The organism is Nitrospirillum amazonense (assembly GCF_007828035.1).
GTDB classification, from domain to species: Bacteria; Pseudomonadota; Alphaproteobacteria; order Azospirillales; family Azospirillaceae; genus Nitrospirillum; species Nitrospirillum amazonense.
The window spans coordinates 443679-462903 of sequence record NZ_VITV01000002.1; the positions used below are offsets into that span (position 1 = coordinate 443679).

The 19225-nt window shown below is 67.2% G+C and carries 18 protein-coding genes; 6 read left to right on the plus strand and 12 right to left on the minus strand.

Annotated features, from left to right (window positions below; genetic code table 11):
• Positions 1–52: 52 nt before the first annotated feature.
• The 4 genes from ribD to rpiB form a co-directional block, all read right to left on the minus strand.
• Entirely contained in the window at positions 53–1171 is a 1119-nt protein-coding gene (ribD, locus tag FBZ87_RS05995; RefSeq protein WP_246134258.1) for a bifunctional diaminohydroxyphosphoribosylaminopyrimidine deaminase/5-amino-6-(5-phosphoribosylamino)uracil reductase RibD, read from the minus strand.
• Between the two features lie 77 nt (positions 1172–1248).
• Positions 1249–1710: a transcriptional regulator NrdR gene (nrdR, locus tag FBZ87_RS06000; RefSeq protein WP_145609427.1), complete on the minus strand. Its 462-nt coding sequence runs from the start codon at positions 1708–1710 to the stop codon at positions 1249–1251.
• Between the two features lie 45 nt (positions 1711–1755).
• A complete protein-coding gene (gene glyA, locus FBZ87_RS06005) occupies positions 1756–3036 on the minus strand; it encodes a serine hydroxymethyltransferase (RefSeq protein WP_145609428.1) in 1281 nt (426 codons plus the stop codon).
• Between the two features lie 71 nt (positions 3037–3107).
• Entirely contained in the window at positions 3108–3542 is a 435-nt protein-coding gene (gene rpiB / locus FBZ87_RS06010; RefSeq protein WP_145609429.1) for a ribose 5-phosphate isomerase B, read from the minus strand.
• Between the two features lie 574 nt (positions 3543–4116).
• Between rpiB and FBZ87_RS06015 the strand changes: the two genes are divergently transcribed.
• On the plus strand, positions 4117–4560 hold the full coding sequence (locus FBZ87_RS06015) for a Ros/MucR family transcriptional regulator (RefSeq protein WP_145609430.1): 444 nt from the start codon (positions 4117–4119) through the stop codon (positions 4558–4560).
• A 116-nt stretch (positions 4561–4676) separates the two neighbouring features.
• Here FBZ87_RS06015 and FBZ87_RS06020 read toward each other — a convergent pair whose 3' ends face one another.
• The 3 genes from FBZ87_RS06020 to FBZ87_RS06030 form a co-directional block, all read right to left on the minus strand.
• Positions 4677–4886: a DUF6898 family protein gene (locus FBZ87_RS06020; RefSeq protein WP_246134259.1), complete on the minus strand. Its 210-nt coding sequence runs from the start codon at positions 4884–4886 to the stop codon at positions 4677–4679.
• A gap of 31 nt (positions 4887–4917) precedes the next feature.
• On the minus strand, positions 4918–5391 hold the full coding sequence (locus tag FBZ87_RS06025) for a MarR family winged helix-turn-helix transcriptional regulator (RefSeq protein WP_145609431.1): 474 nt from the start codon (positions 5389–5391) through the stop codon (positions 4918–4920).
• Between the two features lie 277 nt (positions 5392–5668).
• Positions 5669–6787: an enoyl-CoA hydratase/isomerase family protein gene (locus FBZ87_RS06030; RefSeq protein WP_145609432.1), complete on the minus strand. Its 1119-nt coding sequence runs from the start codon at positions 6785–6787 to the stop codon at positions 5669–5671.
• A gap of 293 nt (positions 6788–7080) precedes the next feature.
• Between FBZ87_RS06030 and hemB the strand changes: the two genes are divergently transcribed.
• Positions 7081–8103: a porphobilinogen synthase gene (hemB, locus tag FBZ87_RS06035; protein WP_145609433.1), complete on the plus strand. Its 1023-nt coding sequence runs from the start codon at positions 7081–7083 to the stop codon at positions 8101–8103.
• A gap of 49 nt (positions 8104–8152) precedes the next feature.
• Here hemB and FBZ87_RS06040 read toward each other — a convergent pair whose 3' ends face one another.
• Genes FBZ87_RS06040 through FBZ87_RS06050 form a run of 3 tightly spaced genes read right to left on the minus strand, consistent with a single transcriptional unit; the run spans position 8153 to position 10477 of the window.
• Positions 8153–8542: a VOC family protein gene (locus FBZ87_RS06040; protein ID WP_145609434.1), complete on the minus strand. Its 390-nt coding sequence runs from the start codon at positions 8540–8542 to the stop codon at positions 8153–8155.
• A 38-nt stretch (positions 8543–8580) separates the two neighbouring features.
• Positions 8581–9615 (minus strand): YheT family hydrolase, encoded by a 1035-nt coding sequence (locus FBZ87_RS06045; protein ID WP_145609435.1) that lies wholly within the window; start codon positions 9613–9615, stop codon positions 8581–8583.
• 1 nt (position 9616) lies between these two features.
• On the minus strand, positions 9617–10477 hold the full coding sequence (locus tag FBZ87_RS06050; protein WP_145609436.1) for an alpha/beta fold hydrolase: 861 nt from the start codon (positions 10475–10477) through the stop codon (positions 9617–9619).
• Positions 10478–10681: 204 nt separating this feature from the next.
• Here FBZ87_RS06050 and FBZ87_RS06055 point away from each other — a divergent pair, with 204 nt between their 5' ends.
• From FBZ87_RS06055 to FBZ87_RS06065, 3 genes are all read left to right on the plus strand, one after another.
• A complete protein-coding gene (locus FBZ87_RS06055; protein ID WP_145609783.1) occupies positions 10682–11827 on the plus strand; it encodes a flagellar motor protein MotB in 1146 nt (381 codons plus the stop codon).
• Between the two features lie 181 nt (positions 11828–12008).
• A complete protein-coding gene (locus tag FBZ87_RS06060; protein WP_145609437.1) occupies positions 12009–12743 on the plus strand; it encodes an arginyltransferase in 735 nt (244 codons plus the stop codon).
• 220 nt (positions 12744–12963) lie between these two features.
• Positions 12964–13425 carry a hypothetical protein gene (locus FBZ87_RS06065; RefSeq protein ID WP_145609438.1) on the plus strand — a complete coding sequence of 154 codons (462 nt, stop codon included), beginning with the start codon at positions 12964–12966 and terminating at the stop codon, positions 13423–13425.
• Here the strand turns inward: FBZ87_RS06065 and FBZ87_RS06070 are convergent.
• Entirely contained in the window at positions 13422–14015 is a 594-nt protein-coding gene (locus FBZ87_RS06070; protein ID WP_145609439.1) for a CPBP family intramembrane glutamic endopeptidase, read from the minus strand. The genes FBZ87_RS06065 and FBZ87_RS06070 overlap by 4 nt on opposite strands.
• A 333-nt stretch (positions 14016–14348) precedes the next feature.
• On the opposite strand from FBZ87_RS06070, the gene FBZ87_RS06075 reads away from it, so the two are divergent.
• Positions 14349–16862: a glycoside hydrolase family 9 protein gene (locus FBZ87_RS06075; protein ID WP_145609440.1), complete on the plus strand. Its 2514-nt coding sequence runs from the start codon at positions 14349–14351 to the stop codon at positions 16860–16862.
• 80 nt (positions 16863–16942) lie between these two features.
• On the opposite strand, the gene parC is transcribed toward FBZ87_RS06075, so the two are convergent.
• Positions 16943–19192 carry a DNA topoisomerase IV subunit A gene (gene parC, locus FBZ87_RS06080; RefSeq protein ID WP_145609441.1) on the minus strand — a complete coding sequence of 750 codons (2250 nt, stop codon included), beginning with the start codon at positions 19190–19192 and terminating at the stop codon, positions 16943–16945.
• Between the last annotated feature and the right edge of the window lie 33 nt (positions 19193–19225).

The window sequence follows — 19225 nt, forward strand, 5'->3', positions numbered from 1 at the left end:
CCGGCTGGCGAGTGGAAAATGGCGGCGTTTCTTGCGCAAAACCGCAAACCGGTCACCCGGTGCGGCGATAGCTCTCGGCCTTGTCATCGCCGGCGGGACGCACGTCCACCAGCGTGAAGCGCGGGGCCGCGTTCAGCCGCTCCAGCCCGAAGCCATGAGCCGCTGGCAGGCCGTCGCCGCCGATGACCTTGGCGGCGCGATACCATTCCAGGCGGTCCACCAGGTCGTCCTTGAAGAGGGAGGCGGCCAGCTGCGCCCCGCCCTCCACCAGCACCCGGGTCAGGCCCCGGGCGCCCAGGGCCGCCAGCACGTCGGCCAGCGGCATGACGCCGTCGGCGTCGGCCGGAATCTCGATGACGTCCACCCCGCAGTCCTGATAGGCGCGGCGACGGGTGGCATCACCGCCGGCCAGGGTCGCCACCCACACCGGCACGCGGCGGGCGTCGCTCACCAGGCGGCTGGTCAGCGGCAGGCGCAGGCGGCTATCCACCACGATGCGGATGGGGGATCGGTCCTCCAGCCCGGGCAGACGGCAGGTCAGTTCCGGATCATCGGCCAGGGCCGTGCCGATGCCCACCATGATGGCGTCGTGGGTGCTGCGCAGGCCATGCCCCCAGGAGCGGGCGACGGGCCCCGTGATCCACTGGCTTTCATGCGCCTTGGTGGCGATGCGGCCGTCCAGCGTGGTGGCCAGCTTCAGGGTCACCATAGGCCGGCCCTCGGTGACGCGGCGCAGGAAGCCCTCGGTCACCAGCCGCGCCTCATCCTCCAGCAGGCCGACGTCCACGGTGATGCCGGCGTCGCGCAGGCGGGCGATGCCCCGGCCGGAGACGCGGGGGTCCGGATCGCCGATGGCGACGATTACGCGCGTGACGCCGGCCGCCACCAGCGCGTCGGCACAGGGCGGCGTCTTGCCGACATGGCTGCAGGGTTCCAGCGTGACATAGGCGGTGGCCCCCTCCGCCGCGTTGCCGGCCTGAGCCAGCGCCACGGTTTCGGCATGGGGGCGGCCACCGGGCTGGGTCCAGCCGCGGCCCACGACGCGGCCGTCCCTGACGATGACGCAGCCCACCGCCGGGTTGGGCCAGCAGCGCCCCAAGCCGCGCGAGGCGAGCGACAGGGCCGCGCGCATGTGCGCGACATCATCGGCAGTGAATTGGATATGGGTCATGCGGCCTCTCCTCAGGTCGTAGGATGGGCCGTTAGGCGGGACCCGTTCAAGCCCCGCCTATAATAACTTTGAAGCCGTCAGACCTCGGGTTCGGTCTTAAGATGGCCGACAAACTCGTTGAAATCCGCCACTTCGCGGAAGTCCTTATAGACCGAGGCATAGCGGATGTAGGCGATCTGGTCCAACTGGGCCAGCGTATCCATCACCATGCTGCCGATCTGCTTGGACGGGATTTCCGTCTCGCCGGACGATTCCAGCTGGCGAACGATGGAGTTCACCACCCGGTCGATGCGGTCGGCATCCACCGGCCGTTTGCGCAGGGCGACCCGCATCGACCGCAAGACCTTTTCGCGGTCGAAGGGTTCGCGCTGCCCGGTCGCCTTCACCACGGTCAACTCGCGCAACTGCACGCGCTCGAACGTCGTGAACCGCGCGCCGCAGGAGGGGCAGAAGCGGCGGCGGCGGATGGCGGAGTTATCCTCGGTGGGCCGAGAATCCTTCACCTGGGTGTCGTCGTTACCACAAAACGGGCAGCGCATTACTCCTGGTCCCCCTCCGTGTAAGGCCGTTCAACCAGCCTTGTTTCAGTAAATCGGGAAACGGCGGCAGAGCGCCTGAACCTTTTCCCGCACCCGCGCCTCGGCGGCCGAGTTGTCGCCGTTGGACTTGGCCAGCGCGTCCAGCACCTCGATGATCATCTCGCCGACCTGGCGGAACTCCTCGGTGCCGAAGCCACGCGTGGTGGCGGCCGGGGTGCCCAGGCGGACGCCGGAGGTGACCATCGGCTTTTCCGGGTCGAAGGGCACGCCGTTCTTGTTGCAGGTCATGCCGGCGTGTTCCAGGCTGACCTCGGCGTCGCGGCCCGTCAGCTTCTTGGGACGCAGGTCGACCAGCACGATGTGGCTGTCGGTGCCGCCGGACACGATGTCCAGGCCGCCCTTGATCAGCACGTCGGCCAGCACCTGGGCGTTGGCCTTCACCTGAGCGGCGTATTCCTTGAACTCGGGCTTCAGCGCCTCCCCGAAGGCCACGGCCTTGGCGGAAATGACGTGCATCAGCGGGCCGCCCTGCAGGCCGGGGAACACCGCCGAGTTGATCTTCTTGCCCAGATCCAGGTCATTGGACAGGATCATACCGCCACGCGGGCCGCGCAGCGTCTTGTGCGTGGTGGTGGTGACAATGTGGGCGTGCGGCAGCGGGCTGGGATAGACGCCGGCCGCGACCAGGCCCGCATAGTGGGCCATGTCCACCATCAGGTAGGCGCCGATCTCATCCGCGATGGCGCGGAAGCGGGCAAAGTCGATCTCGCGCGGGTAGGCGGAGGCGCCGGCGATGATCAGCTTGGGCTTGTGCTCGCGGGCCTTGGCCTCCATCGCCTCGTAATCGATGCGGTGGTCTTCCGGACGCACGCCATAGCTGACGACGTTGAACCACTTGCCGGACTGGTTGGCGGCGGAGCCGTGGGTCAGATGGCCGCCGTGGGTCAGATCCATGCCCATGAAGGTGTCGCCCGGCTTCAGCAGGGCCATGAACACCGCCTGGTTGGCCTGCGCGCCGGAATGCGGCTGCACGTTGGCGTAGGCGCAGTTGAACAGGGCCTTGGCGCGGTCGATGGCCAGCTGCTCGGCCACGTCGACATACTCGCAACCGCCGTAGTAGCGCTTGGACGGGTAGCCTTCGGCGTATTTGTTGGTCAGGACGGAGCCCTGGGCCTCCAGCACGGCGCGGGAAACGATGTTCTCCGACGCGATCAGCTCGATCTGGTCCTGCTGGCGGCGCAGCTCGTCACCAATGACGCGGGCCAATTCGGGATCGGCCGCCGCGAGCGTGTCGCTGAAGAAACCGGCGCTTTGAGTAAAAGCCATTCTGACAACCCTCTATGATGCGGATCCCATGTCGTCTGGACCCGCGCCGGGGCGCCGGTCCCGGAAGCGCCTCAGCCCAGCATGGCAACGCGCCGGGCGTGACGTCCCCCTTCATACGGCGTGGACAGGAAAGCCAAGGTGCAATCGCGCGCCACCTCCAGCCCGACGATGCGGGCGCCCAGCACCAGGACGTTGGCGTCGTTGTGCTGGCGGCAGAGGCGGGCGGTGGTAATGTCGTGGCACAGGGCCGCGCGGACATGGCGGTGCCGGTTGGCGGCGATGCTGATGCCGATGCCGGTGCCGCAGATCAGCACGCCGGCCTCGGCCCGGCCGTCGGCCAGGGCGGCGGCCACGGCGTCGGCGAAATTGGGATAGTCAACGCTGGCGGGGCCATCGGTGCCCAGGTCCAGGACGCTCACGCCCTGCTCTTCCAGCAGCGTCTTCAGCGCGGCCTTCAACTCGGTGCCGGCGTGATCGGAAGCGATGGCGAACGTCTTGGCGGTCATGAGGCCCAACCCATTTCGTGAACACGCGAACCGGGCGCGCGCCCCTATGGCCCGCCCCCGGCGCCGCCCCAGTCCCCGCACACCGCGAATAGTGCGGCGCCACAAGAAGTGGGGGCTAAAAACCGTGTGGACACTACCAGATGCGCCCCGTTCGCACCAGTTCCCGGATCCGCTGGCGGCGCAGCCAGGATATGCCCGGCACGCCGATCTAAACCCGGCGCGTCGGCGAATACGGTGGGGGCGCCGGTCCGCAGGTGCTGGCCCCGTACGCGCTGGTGGTTGTGGCGGCCGCCCGACAACGTCGAGTAGAACCACCCGCGTCCGCAATAGCCCCGAAATGCAGCTACTCAACGGTGAAGCCCGCAATCCGTCTAAAATTGTCCACATGTGATGGACGTCACAATCAATGGGATCTGGCCCAACTATCCCCGCCCAAGTCAACACGGCTAAACACTTGACGAAGGGCATGAAGACCAGCCCTACGTCGATAGGACAAGCCGAATTAACATTGACATAACATTATGACTGTGCGAGGTGTACACACACTTCGGTCCAATGTGTCAAGGCAGTTGAAATGATTGAACAACAGGACGGCGACCTGCGCGCGTCTCAACTTCTCCAGATGACGTCGGAAATCGTCTCTGCCTATGTTGGCAAAAATGCCCTGCCGGCCCAGCAGATTCCCGAGATCATCAGCACGGTTTACAGCTCTCTGGCCGGCCTCGACATGCCGCAGGTCGAAGCTCAGCCGGAGCCGCAGCGTCCCGCCGTGCCCGTGCGCAAGTCGGTCACCCCCGAATACATCGTCTGCTTGGAAGATGGTAAGAAGCTGAAGATGCTGAAGCGGCATCTGCGCTCGACCTATAACATGACCCCCGACGAATACCGCGCCAAGTGGGGCCTGCCGGCCGACTATCCCATGGTCGCCCCGAACTACGCCGCCCAGCGGTCGGAGTTCGCGAAGAAGATTGGCCTGGGCAAGGCCCCGGCCGACCAGCCGCGCCGCCGCGCGTCCTGAGTCACCGGATGACGGCCCAGCCCTTCCGGGGCCGGGCCCAAGCCAAATGAAAACCGCCGCCCGATGAGGAGCGGCGGTTTTTCATTTTAGGCCCCAGATAAAACGTGGCCGGTGGTTCAGACCAGTATGCCGCGCGGCTTGTTGCGCCTTTTCGCCAGGACGTATCGCAGCTTGGCCACCACCACGCGGCGCAAATGTTCCTGTGGCAGATTGGCCGGCCCCTGAATCGACACCTCGACGCCTGTATTGGCGTCGATGGCGGTCGCTTTCACGATCTGACCGATCCGATGGTATTCGACATAGACTTCGTCGTTCCCGGCCATCATCCGGCACCCTGCTTTGAATAAACGCCGGCGCTTAGGCGGCGGAACTTGCAGGATAGTTGGTGTAGTCCAGGGCGGAAGTCCAGAATCGCTCCAGCTTGCGCATCAATTCGTTGGCCTTGTTCAGCTCATCCGTCGACAGGCCCGCTTCACCGAGGGCACCCACCTGCCGCTCGAACAGGGTGTTGATCTTGTCGCGCAGCGCGATGCCCTTGTCCGAGAGGCGGACGCGCACCGACCGGCGGTCATGGGCCGACCGCTCCTGCGTCAGATAGCCGTTCTCATGCATCTTCTTGACGTTGTAGGAGACATTCGACCCCAGGTAGTAGCCCCGCGCGGTCAGTTCCCCCACCGTCAGCTCATCCTCACCGATGTTGTAGAGGATCAAGCTCTGGACGTTGTTGATGTCCTGCACACCTTGCCGGTCCAGTTCGACCTTCAGCACTTCCAGAAAGTGCCGATGCAGCCTTTCGATCAACAGGATGCTGTCGTAGTAAGGTTGCTTCAAAGCCCTCTCCTTCACACTGAACCGACGACATAGAGTGTTCGCCGGCAAGTAAACCGGCATGAACCATTTGGGATACGTAGATTCCATTGGACGGACAAGACTTTAACGCATCGCCCCCGGGTAATCGACCCGATAATGTAAGAAATGCTCAGAATCTGGCGGTCAAGTCGACCCCTTCCTACCCCTAAAGGGTAGGTCGGCCATCCGTTTGTCCGGCGTATATCTTCCGGAGGGATAAGCCGGGCCGAGTCCGCCCGGCCTACCGCTCCGGCGTACGTCAATCGGTGAAGGTGAGATCCCCCGAGGGCACCGGCTGGAAATGCCGTTCCACCTCAGACTCGGATACTTCGGCCAGGGTCGTCGGCCGCCATTTCGGCTGCCGGTCCTTGTCCACCAACTGGGCCCGGATGCCTTCATAAAAGTCATGGCCGGCCATCACCGCCTGGGTCATGCGGTATTCCATGACCAGCACATCCTCGATCTCCAGCGACACGCCCCGGCGCAGCTGGCTCAAGGTCACCTTCAGGCTGGTGGGCGACATCTGCGACAGGGTCTTCACCGTGGCCGACGCCCAGGCGTCGTCGAAGCCCTGCGTTTCATCGCCCAGGCAGGCCAGGATCTCTTCCACCGTCTCGGCGTTGAAGCTGCGGTCGATCGAGGGCGTGTGGGCGGCCAGCGGCGCCTCGCCCGGGAAGGTGGCGTGGCGGGCCAGCAGGGTATCGACGGTGGCGTGCGCATGCGCGCCATAGCTGGCGGCGGCCAACTCGTCCACCAGCGCACCCAGCTGGGCGGAGGGGACGTGGTGTGTGGCGATTCCGGCATAGGCGGCATCGGCGGCGCCCAGGCGGGCGCCGGTCAGCGCCAGGTAGGTGCCCAGCTCCCCCGGCAGGCGGGACAGGAAGTAGCCGCCGCCCACGTCGGGGAAAAGGCCGATGCCCGTCTCCGGCATGGCCAGCAGGGTCTTCTCCGTCGTCACCCGGTGGCTGCCGTGCACCGACAGGCCTACGCCGCCGCCCATGGTGATGCCGTCCAGCAACGCAATGTAGGGCTTCGGGTAGCGCTTGATGCGGCGGTTCAGCCGGTATTCCTCGCGGAAGAAGTCGCGGGCGATGGCGCCATCGCCTTCCCCGCGTTGCAGGGCCTTGCCGCTGTCCCACACGGCGCGCACGTCGCCGCCGGCGCAAAAGGCGCGATCCCCCGCTCCCTGGATCACCACCGCCTTGATGGCTGGGTCCCGGGCCCAGGCGGCCAGCTGCGGATCGATGATGCGGATCATGTCCAAGGTCAGCGCATTCAGCGCCTTGGGTCGGTTCAGCAGCACATGGCCGATGGCGCCGCGCACGGTGCAGATGACGTGGGGCTGTTCCGCCGCCCCCAGGTCCACGGTCTCGTTCATTCCCTCATCCCCTGAAGTTCGCCACGCCCCCTCGAGGGCCGCGGAATTTATCTGTGGGGGCGGCGGCAGGAACCCCGCCCGTTGCCGGAGATCATAGGGAGCGGCACCGGGCAATACCAGCCCAGCGGCCATCGCCACCCCCTGCCCCGCCCCCGGGCAGGGCAGCGTTGACCTGGGCGGGCGGCCCGCCCTCGTCCGCGCCCTTGAGGGGCGGGGAACCCAGGCGTAGCATTCCGTCACCGGTTCCTTACCCAACGTCATTCCCAAACGTCTCAAGGACTTGGAGACCTTTCATGGTTGATCATGCCTCCCTGCCCCGCCGTTTCGGCGGCGATCCCCGCCAGCGTCCGCGCCGCAACCGCGTCGATGCCTGGACGCGCCGGCTGGTGGCGGAAACCCGGCTGTCGGTCGATGACCTGATCTGGCCGGTCTTCGTGGTGGATGGTGAGAACCAGCGGGAGCCCGTGGCCTCCATGCCGGGGGTGGAGCGGCTCAGCATCGACCTGCTGGTGCCGGCCGTGGCCGAGGCGCGCGACCTGGGCATTCCCTGCGTGGCCCTGTTCCCCTGCCTGTCGGCGGACCAGAAGGATCCCATGGGCAGCGAGGCGACCAACCCCGACAACCTGATGTGCCGGGCCCTGCGCGCCATCAAGCGCGAGGTGCCGGACATCGGCACCCTGGGCGACGTGGCGCTGGACCCTTACACCAGCCACGGCCACGACGGCATCGTCACCGACGGCCGCATCCTGAACGACGAGACGGTGGCCGTGCTGGTGCAGCAGTCGCTGGTGCAGGCGGCGGCGGGCTGCGACATCATCGCCCCGTCCGACATGATGGACGGGCGCGTCGGCGCCATCCGCGATGCGCTGGACGAGAGCGGGCATGAGCTGACCCGCATATGCGCCTATGCCGCCAAGTACGCCTCCGCCTTCTACGGCCCCTTCCGCGACGCGGTGAAGACCGGTGGCCTGCTGAAGGGCGACAAGCGCACCTACCAGATGGATTCCGCCAACACCAACGAGGCCCTGCGCGAGGTGCAGCTGGACCTGGAGGAAGGTGCCGATATGGTCATGGTGAAGCCGGGCCTGCCCTACCTGGACATCGTCCACCGGGTGAAGGCGGAGTTCGGCGTGCCCACCTTCGCCTATCAGGTCAGTGGCGAGTTCGCGATGATGAAGGCGGCCGCCCAGAACGGCTGGATGGATTATGAGAAGTCGCTGCTGGAGACACTGCTGGCCTTCCGGCGCGCCGGGGCCGACGCCATCCTGACCTATGGCGCCATCGACGCCGCCCGCCTGCTGCGGGCCGGCCACTGACCGGGCAAGGCGCGGACCGGACGCGCATCCGGTCCGCGCCGCCCTTTCGTCATTCGGGATCGTGGCAGACGGCCTCGATATTGTGCCCGTCGGGATCCAGCACGAAGGCCCCATAATAGTTGGGGTGATAGTGCGGGCGCAGGCCAGGTGCGCCGTTGTCCCGCCCACCCGCGGCGAGGGCCGCGGCGTGGAAGGCGTCGACCGTCTTGCGGTCCGCCGCGGCGAAGCAGACGTGCAGGGCGCCGCCTTGCAGACGCCGCCCCGTACCGATCCAGAAATAGGGTTTGCCGTCGCTGCCGTAGCCGGCGTGGGCACCGGCGCCGGTCATCTCCGCGGTGATGTTCATGAGGCGGGTGATGCCCAATGGGGCCAGGGCGTGGTCGTAAAAGGCGGTGGACGTCGCGAAGTCGGCGACCGAGAAGCCGATGTGATCCAGCACAGGAATGACCCTCCCATATGTTTATTATCGCGTGCCCATCATGCCAGCGTTTCCAGAAAACGCACCAGGCATCGATCGAGCCATCCACCACCTAAAATAGCGCCCCACCCCTCAGCCGCGGCATGAAATCCGACATGCCCCCCTTTGGTCACGATCAAGGGCACCAGCGCCGGGTGCGCCGCCCAGTCGAAGGCCAGATAGGGCTCCGGCGCGATCCAGGGATCGTCCAGCGCGTGGATGACCAGGGTGGGCCGCGTGATGGCGGGCAGGAACTGGAGCGCGCTGTTGACGCGATAGTATTCCTCCGCGTCCCGCCAGCCGTTGGCCGGCGCCACATAGCCGTCGTCGAAGTCGTAGATGGTGCGGGCGCGGCGCACCGCCGCCTGGCGCTCCGCCTCGGCGGTTCCGGGCTCGGCCGGCGTGGCCAGCGTCTCCGCCTTCATCTGGCGCAACAGCCACAGGTGGTAGGGGCGGTTGCGCGCCTTCAGGAAGCGGCGGGAGGTGGCGGACAGGTCGATGGGCGCCGACACGGCCACGCCGCCGCGCACCATGGGCGGCAGCACATCCACTTCCCCCATCAGCTTCAGCACCATGTTGCCGGCCAGGGAATAGCCCACCACCACCACACCCGCCGCCGTCAGGTCCGGCAGGGTGGCGGCAAGGTGCGCCAGCACGGCGCGGGCATCCTGCGTGCGGCCGGCGTGATAGCGCTGGCGCGTCCGGCCGACAAAGGGACCGGCGCCCCGCAGGTTCAGGCGCAGGACGGCATGGCCGCGCGCCAGCACCGCCCCGGCGGCGGCGCGGATGTAGGGGCTGTCCTCCGCCCCCGCCAAGCCGTGGATCAGCACCACCAATGGACGAGCGGCGGCCGGCGCCGCCGGGCGATGCAGCGTGCCGGCCAGGCTGTCCCCGGTGCCGTCGCCCATGGGGAAGACCAGCACCTCGCCCACCGGCAGGGCGTGACGGGGGCGGCGCAGGGTATTGCGCAGGGTCTGCAGGTCGGGGCCCAGCCACGGCAGGCGCGGCTGGAAGGGCGGATAGCCCGGGGGCAAGGGCGGAACGGCGGACGGCACCTTAACGCAGGAAGTCGCGCACGGCCGCCAGTTGCGCCGGGTCCATCAGCGCCGGGGCATGGCCGGCGTCCGCCACCTCGAACAGCGTGGCCTTGGGTCCCCGCTCCGTCATCGCCTGCGCGATCTCCGCCGTCAGCAGGTCGGACTGCAGGCCACGGATGGCCAGCACGGGGCAGCGGATCATGCCCCACACCGGCCATAGATCGACATCGGTGATGGGCTGGGTCTGGAAGGCGCGAGCGATGCCGGTATCGTAGGCCAGGCCCAACGTACCATCGGGCCGCGTCCAATAGCCGTGCTCGGCCAGGTGGCGCCACTGCGCCTCCGTCAGGTCGCCGAAGGGGGCGTAGACCAGGCTGAGGTAGCGCTGCACTTCCTCCACCGTGCGGAAGACAGGGCTGGTGCCGACATAGGTGCCGATGCGTTCCAGCGCCGCCTTGGGCACCAGCGGGCCGACATCGTTCACCACCAGGCGGGTGATGGGGGTGTCGCCCTGGGCCGCCAGGATCATGCCGATCAGGCCGCCCATGGAGGTGCCGACCCAGTCCAGGCTCTCCACATCCAGGCGCGCGATCAGGGCCGCCATGTCGGCCAGATACTGGGGGTAGCCGTAGAGGTCGGGATTGGCCAGCGTGCCGCTCTTGCCGCGGCCCACCACGTCGGGACACACGACGCGGGCGCCCAGGCTGTCCGCCAAATCCGCCGCCAGCACGTCGAAGTCGCGGCCGTTGCGGGTCAGGCCATGGCAGCAAACGATGGTGCGTCCGGGGCGCACACCTTCCGGACTCCACTGCGTGTAGGCCAGGCGGTGGAAGCCCAGGGCGGAGAGACCCCGAAGGGTATGTTCGGTCATGGTCGCCATGGGCAAAGCGATACCATGGGCCCCGGCCCGGGGAAAGCCCACCCTTGGCCAGCAGCGGCGCCATGACCATATGCCGCCCGCGACCGATCGTTCCGGGTAGGACCGTGGAGGGGCGTTCATCGCGGCCGGGCCATTTAGGATCTGTCGCGCCGCCCCCGCCCCCGGTTACACTGGTCGCCCACGGAAGGCATGGGGGATACCGGCTTGGCCAGCGCGGGGGGCGACGAGAAGGCGCCCATCATCATCAAGAAGGTGAACAAGGGCGGCGACGGGCACCACGGCGGCGCCTGGAAGGTGGCGTACGCCGACTTCGTCACCGCCATGATGGCCTTCTTCCTGCTGCTGTGGCTGCTGAGCGTGACCACGGCGGAACAGAAGCTGGGCCTGGCCGACTATTTCAGCCCCGCCACCCCGTCCAAGCAGGAAAGCGGCGCCGGCGGCGTGCTGGGCGGCAAGACCATCACGGTCAACGGTGCCGCCATGAACAACAGCTCCCCCACCTCGGTGGCGGTGCCGCTGCCCTCCCGTCCCCAGGCCTCCAACGCCTTCCAGTCGGTGGAGGATGCCACGGACGAGGCCCAGGGCAAGCCGGACGGCAAGGATGAGAAGACCAGCGGCACCACCGACAACAACGGCGGGCGCAGCGACGGCAGCAAGTCGGGCGACGGCCGGCTGGACATGGACCAGAACGGCGACGGCAAGGTGGACGAGCAGGAGCTGAAGCAGGCCCTGGCCCAGCATGAGGACCAGCAGTTCAAGGAAATCGAGAAAGAGGTCCGCCAGGCCATCCAGCAGGTGCCGGAGCTGAAGGCCCTGCAGCAGAACGTCATCATGCAGCGCACCCCGGAGGGGGAGCGGCTGAACCTGGTGGACCAGGATGGCTATTCCATGTTCCCGTCCGGCAGCGCCAAGATGAACACGCAGACGGCCCAGCTTCTGTCGCTGGTGGCGCAGGCGGTGGCCAAGCTGCCGAACAAGGTGTCCATCACCGGCCACACCGACAACACGCCCTTCGCCAACAACGGCAGCGGCAACTACGGCAACTGGGAACTGTCGTCGGACCGCGCCAATGCCAGCCGACGCGCCCTGGCCGCCGCGGGCGTGGCCGAGGACCGCATCGCCTCCGTCGTGGGGCTGGCCGACCGCGACCCGCTCTTCCCTGAGGATCCCAAGTCGCCGCGCAACCGGCGCATCAGCATCACCGTGCTGCGCGAACATCCCCTGACGGAAACGGCCACGCCACGGGGCGCGGCCACCACGCCCTCAGGCGTCCCCACCACCCCGGCCGGCCAGCCCGTGCCGCCCCCGCCCCCCTCGGTCACCAGCCGGCCGGAAGGCGGCGGACACTGAAGAACACGGTTACCCCCAAAGGGAATGCCTCTGGTATGGCCTTACATCTCCCGGTAAAGTTCATCCTGTCCACGACATCGGATATCGTTTTGGCCGGCATGGTTCTTGAGTAGGCCCAGTATTCGCTCCCTTGCCCTCGGGGCGATGTCCCAGGGGCCCTGACCGTTCACGAAAGGCGCGGATGTCCGTCATCCCCCCCCATTCCCGGCCGTTGCAGCAATTCTACCGCTCCGGCCCCATGCCCTGCCCCTATCTGCCCGGGCGCATGGAGCGCAAGCTGTTCACCCGCCTGGTGGGTCAGCAGGCCAGCGGGGTCAATTCCGCCCTGTCCCGCGCCGGTTTCCGCCGCAGCCACGACATCGTCTATCGCCCCGTCTGCAGCGGCTGCGCCGCGTGCGTGCCCGTTCGCATCCCCGTCGCCACCTTCAGCCCCAACAAGACCATGCGCAAGGTCATGCGCGCCAATGCCGACCTGGTGGCGGGCGTTCAGCCGGCCAGCGCCACGGCGGAACAGTTCCAGGTCTTCGCCAGCTACCAGGCCGCGCGGCACAGCGACAGCGACATGAGCCGCATGGGCATGACCGACTATGCCGCCATGATCGAGGAAGGCCAGGTCGACAGCCGGCTGTACACCCTGCGCGACGGCGGCGGCACCCTGATGGGCGCGATTCTGACCGACCGGCTGGATGACGGCTTTTCGGCCGTCTACAGCTTCTACAATCCCGACATGCCGGAACGCAGCCTGGGCACCCACCTGATCCTGACCCTGGTGGATCAAGCCCGCCGTGAGGGCCTGCCCCACGTCTATCTCGGCTACTGGATCGAGGGTAGCCGCAAGATGGACTACAAGCGGCGCTTCCAGCCGCTGGAGGCCTTGGGCCGGGACGGCTGGCTGCCGCTGGATCCCGCGTCCTGACAGCGGTTTTTTGCCATCACACGCCGTCACATTTCCAAAATTCATTGCACAATGCAAAAGCCTCTTTCATTGAGCAAGAGGCTCCCATCGAAACGCGAGTCGGCAGCGCCATATCGCCGCTGAATTAACGGCATGTATATTGCTGTGTTGCGATATGCTTGATAGCGGTACCCATGGGGGGTGCCGCGCCAGGATCTTGAGAAAAGGGTGCCTGCGTTCCATGCGTGCGGTCAGCGGTTTCATCCGCCCTGCGTTCCTGGCCTTGGTTCTGGCGTTGCCGGCGGTGAAGTCGGCGATGGCGCTGAACATCGCCGTGAAGGGGGTGGTGGAGTCCAACTGTTTCGTGTCCGTTTCCACCGGCGATACCAGCCTGTCGACGGACGGCGGCAACGTCATGCTGGGTGACCTGGGTGAGCACTGCAACGAGTCCGCCGGCTACACCGTGGTGCTGTCGTCCAACAACGGCGGCGCCCTTGTCGACGCCAGCGGCAACAAGATCCCCTACACCATCTCTTACGACCAAGTGGATGGCCGCCCGCTGAGCGAGCCGCAGGTGATCAACCGCCTGGATCCGCAGACGGATCTGCGCACCGGCAGCATCCTGCTGAGCCTGCCGCGCCAGACGGTGCGTCATGGCGGCTTTTTCAGCGATACCGTCACGATCACGGTTCGCGCCCGTTAAGGCTGGCCAAGCCGCCGCCATCCCACCAGCCGGGGCAGCGCCAGCAGGCCGACCCAGTCCGTGGCCACATGCACGGCGACGGGGACCAGAAGATTGCCCGCCGCCAGGTAGACCAGGGACAGGAACACCCCCGCCATCATCGTGGCCGCGACCCCGCGCCATCCGAGATACAGATGCGCCAGACCGAACACCAGGGCTGAGGCGGCCATGCCCAAGGGCGCATCCCCCACCGCCAGGGTGATCAGCAGGGGGAGCAGCAGGCGGAACGTCGCCTCTTCGGTCAGGCCGGCGTTCAGCGACAGGACGGCTGCCCAAGCCCCCTCCGCGCCATCGCGCGGCAGCAAGGCCTCGACATCGCCGAACACAGCCGGCAGAAGCCGTCCCCGCTCCCGACAGGCGACCGCCACCACGACCACCGCGCAGGCCGCGACGGCCACCGTGGCGGCGGCGACCAGCACCGTGGCCCCCATGGCCCGTGCCGGCGCCGCCAGCGAGTCGAACTCCGGCGGCAGGTCCCAGAGCTGGCGCAGGCGCCCCAGCAGGGCCAGCGCCCCCAGCGTGCCGCCGCCGAACAGCAGCAGGCTGGTCATCACCCATTTCCTGAAGAAAGCGCGGCGCGCGCTCCCTTCCCCACCGGACCTGAAGGCGGCGAAGGCGCAGGCGTGCCACGGTGTCCAGACTGCAACCAGCGCCAGCACCACGAAAAGCAGGAAGACGGCCATCCGCTGTCCCCGATTCAGGCAGCCGGCGGCGAGAGGCCGGCGGAGACGGAAGCGCGGGGCCAGATGGATGTTCCTCCAGGCCCGTATGCGCCGCGACGGCACCTGGCGCTTGGGGGTTGTGTCCGCGCCCGCTTTGCCGCACAGTGTGGGCAAAATGGTACCGTTAACATAAAAATGTTAACGCTAACGGGAGGGACATCCATGCGGGCAGTCTGGTTCGCCGCCGCCTTGGCTATTCAGCCATGGCTTATCCAATCATGTCTTGCCGCCACGCCGCCGGCCATCGCCGGCTCTTCGGGCTTGACCGTCAGCCCGAACGAGACCCTGGAGATGCAGGGCCTTAGCGTCATCGTCGACCAGATGCACTTCCATCCGGTATTCCGCGACGAAAAGAACGCCGGCATCCAGATCGTGCTGCATGGCGAGCGTATCGCCACCGACGGCGCCGTGCGCCTGAACCCCACGCCGGAACAGTGGGACCCCGTCCCCGCCTTCGTGAAACGCGAGCGCGGCCCCGGCCCCGACCAGCTGACGGTGTACAGCAACTTCCCCGAACAGGGCTTCAGCTACCGCCTGGTCATCACGCCGGAGGGCACCGGCTTCCGCGTGGCGGTGAACATGGATCAGCCGCTGCCGGCGGAGTATGTCGGCAAAGCCGCCTTCAGCCTGGACTTCCTGCCCACCAGCTATTTCGGCAAGACCTATGTGCTGGGTGACAGTTCGGGCCTGTTCCCGCGCAATCCCGCCGGCCCCATGGCCAAGGACGGCTCGGGCGACCCGCTGCCGCTGGCCTCGGGCGGGTCTTCCATCGTGCTGGCGCCGGAGGATCCCCTGACGCGGGTGGCCATCACGTCCGACACGTCGCCCCTGGCGCTGTACGACGCCCGCAACCGGGCGCAGAATGGCTGGTTCGTGGTGCGCGCCTTGATCCCGGCGGGCAAGACCACGGACGCCATCGTCTGGCATGTCCATCCCAACGTCATCAAGAACTGGGTGCGCGATCCCGTCGTCGCCTTCAACCAGGCGGGCTACACGCCCGACCGGGCCAAGGTCGCGACCGTCGAACTCGACCCGCACATGAAGGCGCCCAAGGACATCCAGCTGGTGCGCATCGGCGCCGACGGCAGCCAGACCGTGGCGTTGAAGGGCACCATCAAGCCCTGGGGCAAGTGGCTGCGCTACGACTACGCCACCTTCGACTTCTCCTCGGTGCGCACGCCCGGCATCTACGCCATCTCCTACGCCGGGCACCTGTTCAATCCCTTCCGCATCGCCCCCGATGCCTACGACCATATCTGGCAGCCGTCCCTGGACACCTATCTGGCGGAGCAGATGGACCACATCGCGGTACGCGAGCAGTACCGGGCGTGGCAGGGCCTGTCCCACATCGACGACGCCCGGCAGGCCGCCCCCAACATCCACCATTTCGACGGATATAAAATGGGCCCGCACCTGGACTCACCCTTCAAGCCGGGGGAGCACATTCCCGGCCTGAACGTGGGCGGGTGGCAGGATGCCGGCGACTATGACATCCAGACCTCCGACAACGCCTGGGTGGTGCGCGACCTGGTGCGGGCGCGGGAACTGTTCGGCATGGACTGGGATGAGGACACCATCGACGAGGCGGCGCGCCAGGTGGAGATCCGCAAGCCCGACGGCATCCCCGACGTGCTGCAGCAGATCCGCCACGGCACCCTGCAGCTGCTGGCGCAGTACAAGGTCTTCGGCCATGCCATCGTCGGCATCATCGAGCCGACCCTGAAGCAGTACACCCACCTGGGCGACGCCGGATCGCAGACCGACCGCCTGATCTATGATCCCAAACTGGGTCCAAACGAGAGCAACGGCACCTATTCCGGTGTGCCCGACGACCGCTGGGCCTTCACCTCCGACGTGCCGGCGGACGATTACCATGTGGCCGGCGCCCTGGCTGCCGCCTCGCGCGTGCTGGGGGAGATCGATCCCGACCTGGCCGCCCAGGCACTGGCCGCCGCCAAGGTGATGTGGGCCAACCAGCAGGATCCCAGCGACCGCCTGGACCGGCCGGAACGGGGTGACTGGAACCCTGCGGATCTCATCGACATGGCCGCCTTTTCCGCCACCGTGGATCTGGTGATCACCACCAAGGGCGCCGATCCGCTGTACACCAACAAGCTGAAGTCCCTGCTGCCCACCATCAAGCAGCGCTTCGCCTTCCTGGGCGGCATGGCGACGTTGGCCCTGCCCTACATGGATGCCGACTACCGCGCGCAGCTGACCCAGGCGGTGACGGAGGCCAAGGCCGCCATCGACGCCGAGGCCGCCAAGACGCCCTTCGGCGTGCCGGTGGCCATGGGCACCTGGGCCGGTTCGGGCCAGGTGGCCGGCTTCGGCACCAACATGTACCTGCTGCACAAGGCCTTCCCCGGCATCATCGGCACCCAGTACACCCTGGACGCCCTGGACTATGTGCTGGGCCGCCACCCGGCGACCAACCTGTCCCTGGTTTCCACCGTGGGCACGGAATCCAAGATGATCGCCTACACCCACAACCGGGCGGATTACTCCACCGTGCCGGGCGCCATGGTGCCGGGCGTGCTGGTCATCAAGCCGGACTTCCCGGAGCAGAAGGTGGCCTGGCCCTTCCTGTGGTTCGAAAACGAATCCACCGTGGCCACCACCACCTCCTACATCCTGGCGGCCAACGCCGGGATCATGGTGACCAAGGGGCAGTAAAACCTTATCGCCCCGCCCAAAATGAAAACGCCGGAGTGGTCGCCACTCCGGCGTTTTTCCTTGGGTCCTGACCGGATGGATCAGAACCGGTTGTTACGCGGGAAGCCGTTGGGTGGCAGCTTGCCCTGGGTGCCGCGCGCGCCGCGCCAGGGTGACAGGTCGGTCTCCACCCGGGTACGGTCGCCGGCCCCGCCCATCTTCCACGACAGGCCCTTGGCGCTTTCGAACACGCAGATGTCGGACAGGCTGGCGTCCTTGTACTTCTGCAGGGCGACACCCTTGCCGCGCACCATGACGGGCAGTTCCTCCAGCGCGAAGACCAGCAGTTTGCGGTTGTTGCCGATGACGGCGATGGTGTCGCCCTCCACCGGCACGCAGGCCAGCGCCGTGGCGCCGTCGCCCACGTTCAGCACCTGCTTGCCCGCACGGGTCTGCGCCACCACCTCGTCCGCATCCACCTGGAAGCCGCGGCCGTCGCTGGACGCCACCAGCAGGCGCTTGCCCGGGCGGTAGGGCAGCACGGTGACGATGTCGGCGTCGCCCAGATCGACCATCAGGCGCACCGGCTCGCCAAAGCCGCGGCCGCGCGGCAGGCGGTCGACACCGATGGTGTGGAACTTGCCGGTGCTGGAGAACACCAGCAGCTTGTCCGTCGTCTCGGCATGCAGGACGAAGCGCTCGGCGTCGCCCTCCTTGTACTTGGCCTCCGCCGTCTCGGCGGGCGGCAGGTGGCCCTTCACGGCGCGGATCCAGCCCTTCTCCGACAGGAAGACCGTGACCGACTCACGCTCGATCATGGCCTCCACCGGCACCACCACGTCGGTGGGGGCGTCGCCCACATTGGTACGGCGGGCGCCCAGCTCGGTCGCCTGGCCGAAGCGCTTCTTGGTGGCGGCGACCTCGGCGGCGATGGCCGTCCAGCGCTTGCCGTCGTCGTCCAGCAGGGACAGCAGTTCCGACCGCTCGGCGGTCAGGCTGTCGTGCTCTTTGCGGATCTCCATCTCTTCCAGCTTGCGCAAGGACCGCAGGCGCATGTTCAGGATGGCTTCGGCCTGGACGTCGGTCAGGCCGAAGGCGCGCATCAGCTCGGCCTTGGGTTCATCCTCTTCACGGATGATGCGGATGACCTCATCCAGGTTCAGGTAGGCGATGAGATAGCCGCCCAGCACCTCCAGCCTATGGTCGATCTTGGCCAGGCGGTGGCGGGACCGCCGCACCAGGACCACATTGCGGTGGTCCAGATAGGCGCGCAGCACCTCATGCAGGGTCATGACGCGCGGCACCTGGTCGGCGTCCAGCACGTTCATGTTCAGCGGAATTCTCACTTCCAGGTCGGTGTTGCGGAACAGCTGTTCCATCAGCACCGCCGGGTCGACATTGCGGCTCTTGGGCACCAGCACCAGCCGCACATCCTCCGCCGACTCGTCGCGCACATCCTCCAGCAGGGGCAGCTTACGCTCCATGAGGAGTTCGGCGATCTTCTCCACCAGGCGGGACTTCTGCACCTGGTAGGGGATCTGGGTGACGACGATCTGCCAGGTGCCCTGGGCCAGCTTTTCGCTCTCCCACTTGGCGCGCAGGCGGAAGCCGCCGCGGCCCGTGCGGTAAGCCTCGCGCACGGCATCGCGGCTTTCCACCAGCACGCCGCCGGTGGGGAAGTCGGGGCCGGGCATCAGGGTGACCAGTTCATCCACCGTCACCGGCCGGCGGCGATCTTCCGGCACCAGCAGCTCCCGGTCGATGATCAGGCTGAGGGCGTCGCAGATCTCGCCGGCGTTGTGCGGCGGGATGCTGGTGGCCATGCCCACGGCGATGCCGGCCGAGCCGTTGGCCAGCAGGTTGGGGAAGGCCGACGGCAGCACCACCGGCTCCTCGCCGTCGCCATCGTAGGTGGCGCGGAAATCGACCGCGTCCTCATCGATGCCGTCCAGCAGGGCCTTGGCCACCTCGGTCAGGCGGGCCTCGGTGTATCGCATGGCGGCGGCGTTATCGCCGTCGATGTTGCCGAAATTGCCCTGGCCCTGGACCAAGGGATAACGGGCGGCGAAGTCCTGGGCCAGGCGCACCAGCGCGTCATAGACCGAGGCGTCGCCGTGGGGGTGGAACTTGCCGATGACATCGCCCACCACGCGGGCCGACTTCTTGGGCGGCGTGGTGGGTTCCAGCTTCAGCTGGCTCATGGCGAACAACAGGCGGCGGTGCACCGGCTTCAGCCCGTCGCGCACATCGGGCAGCGACCGCGACACGATGGTCGACAGGGCGTAGGACAGGTAACGCTCGCCCAGCGCATCGGCCAGGGGCTTATCGAGAATCTCGGTGGCATCGGTCATGGTGCGGCGACACTACCAGATATGGTGGGCCGA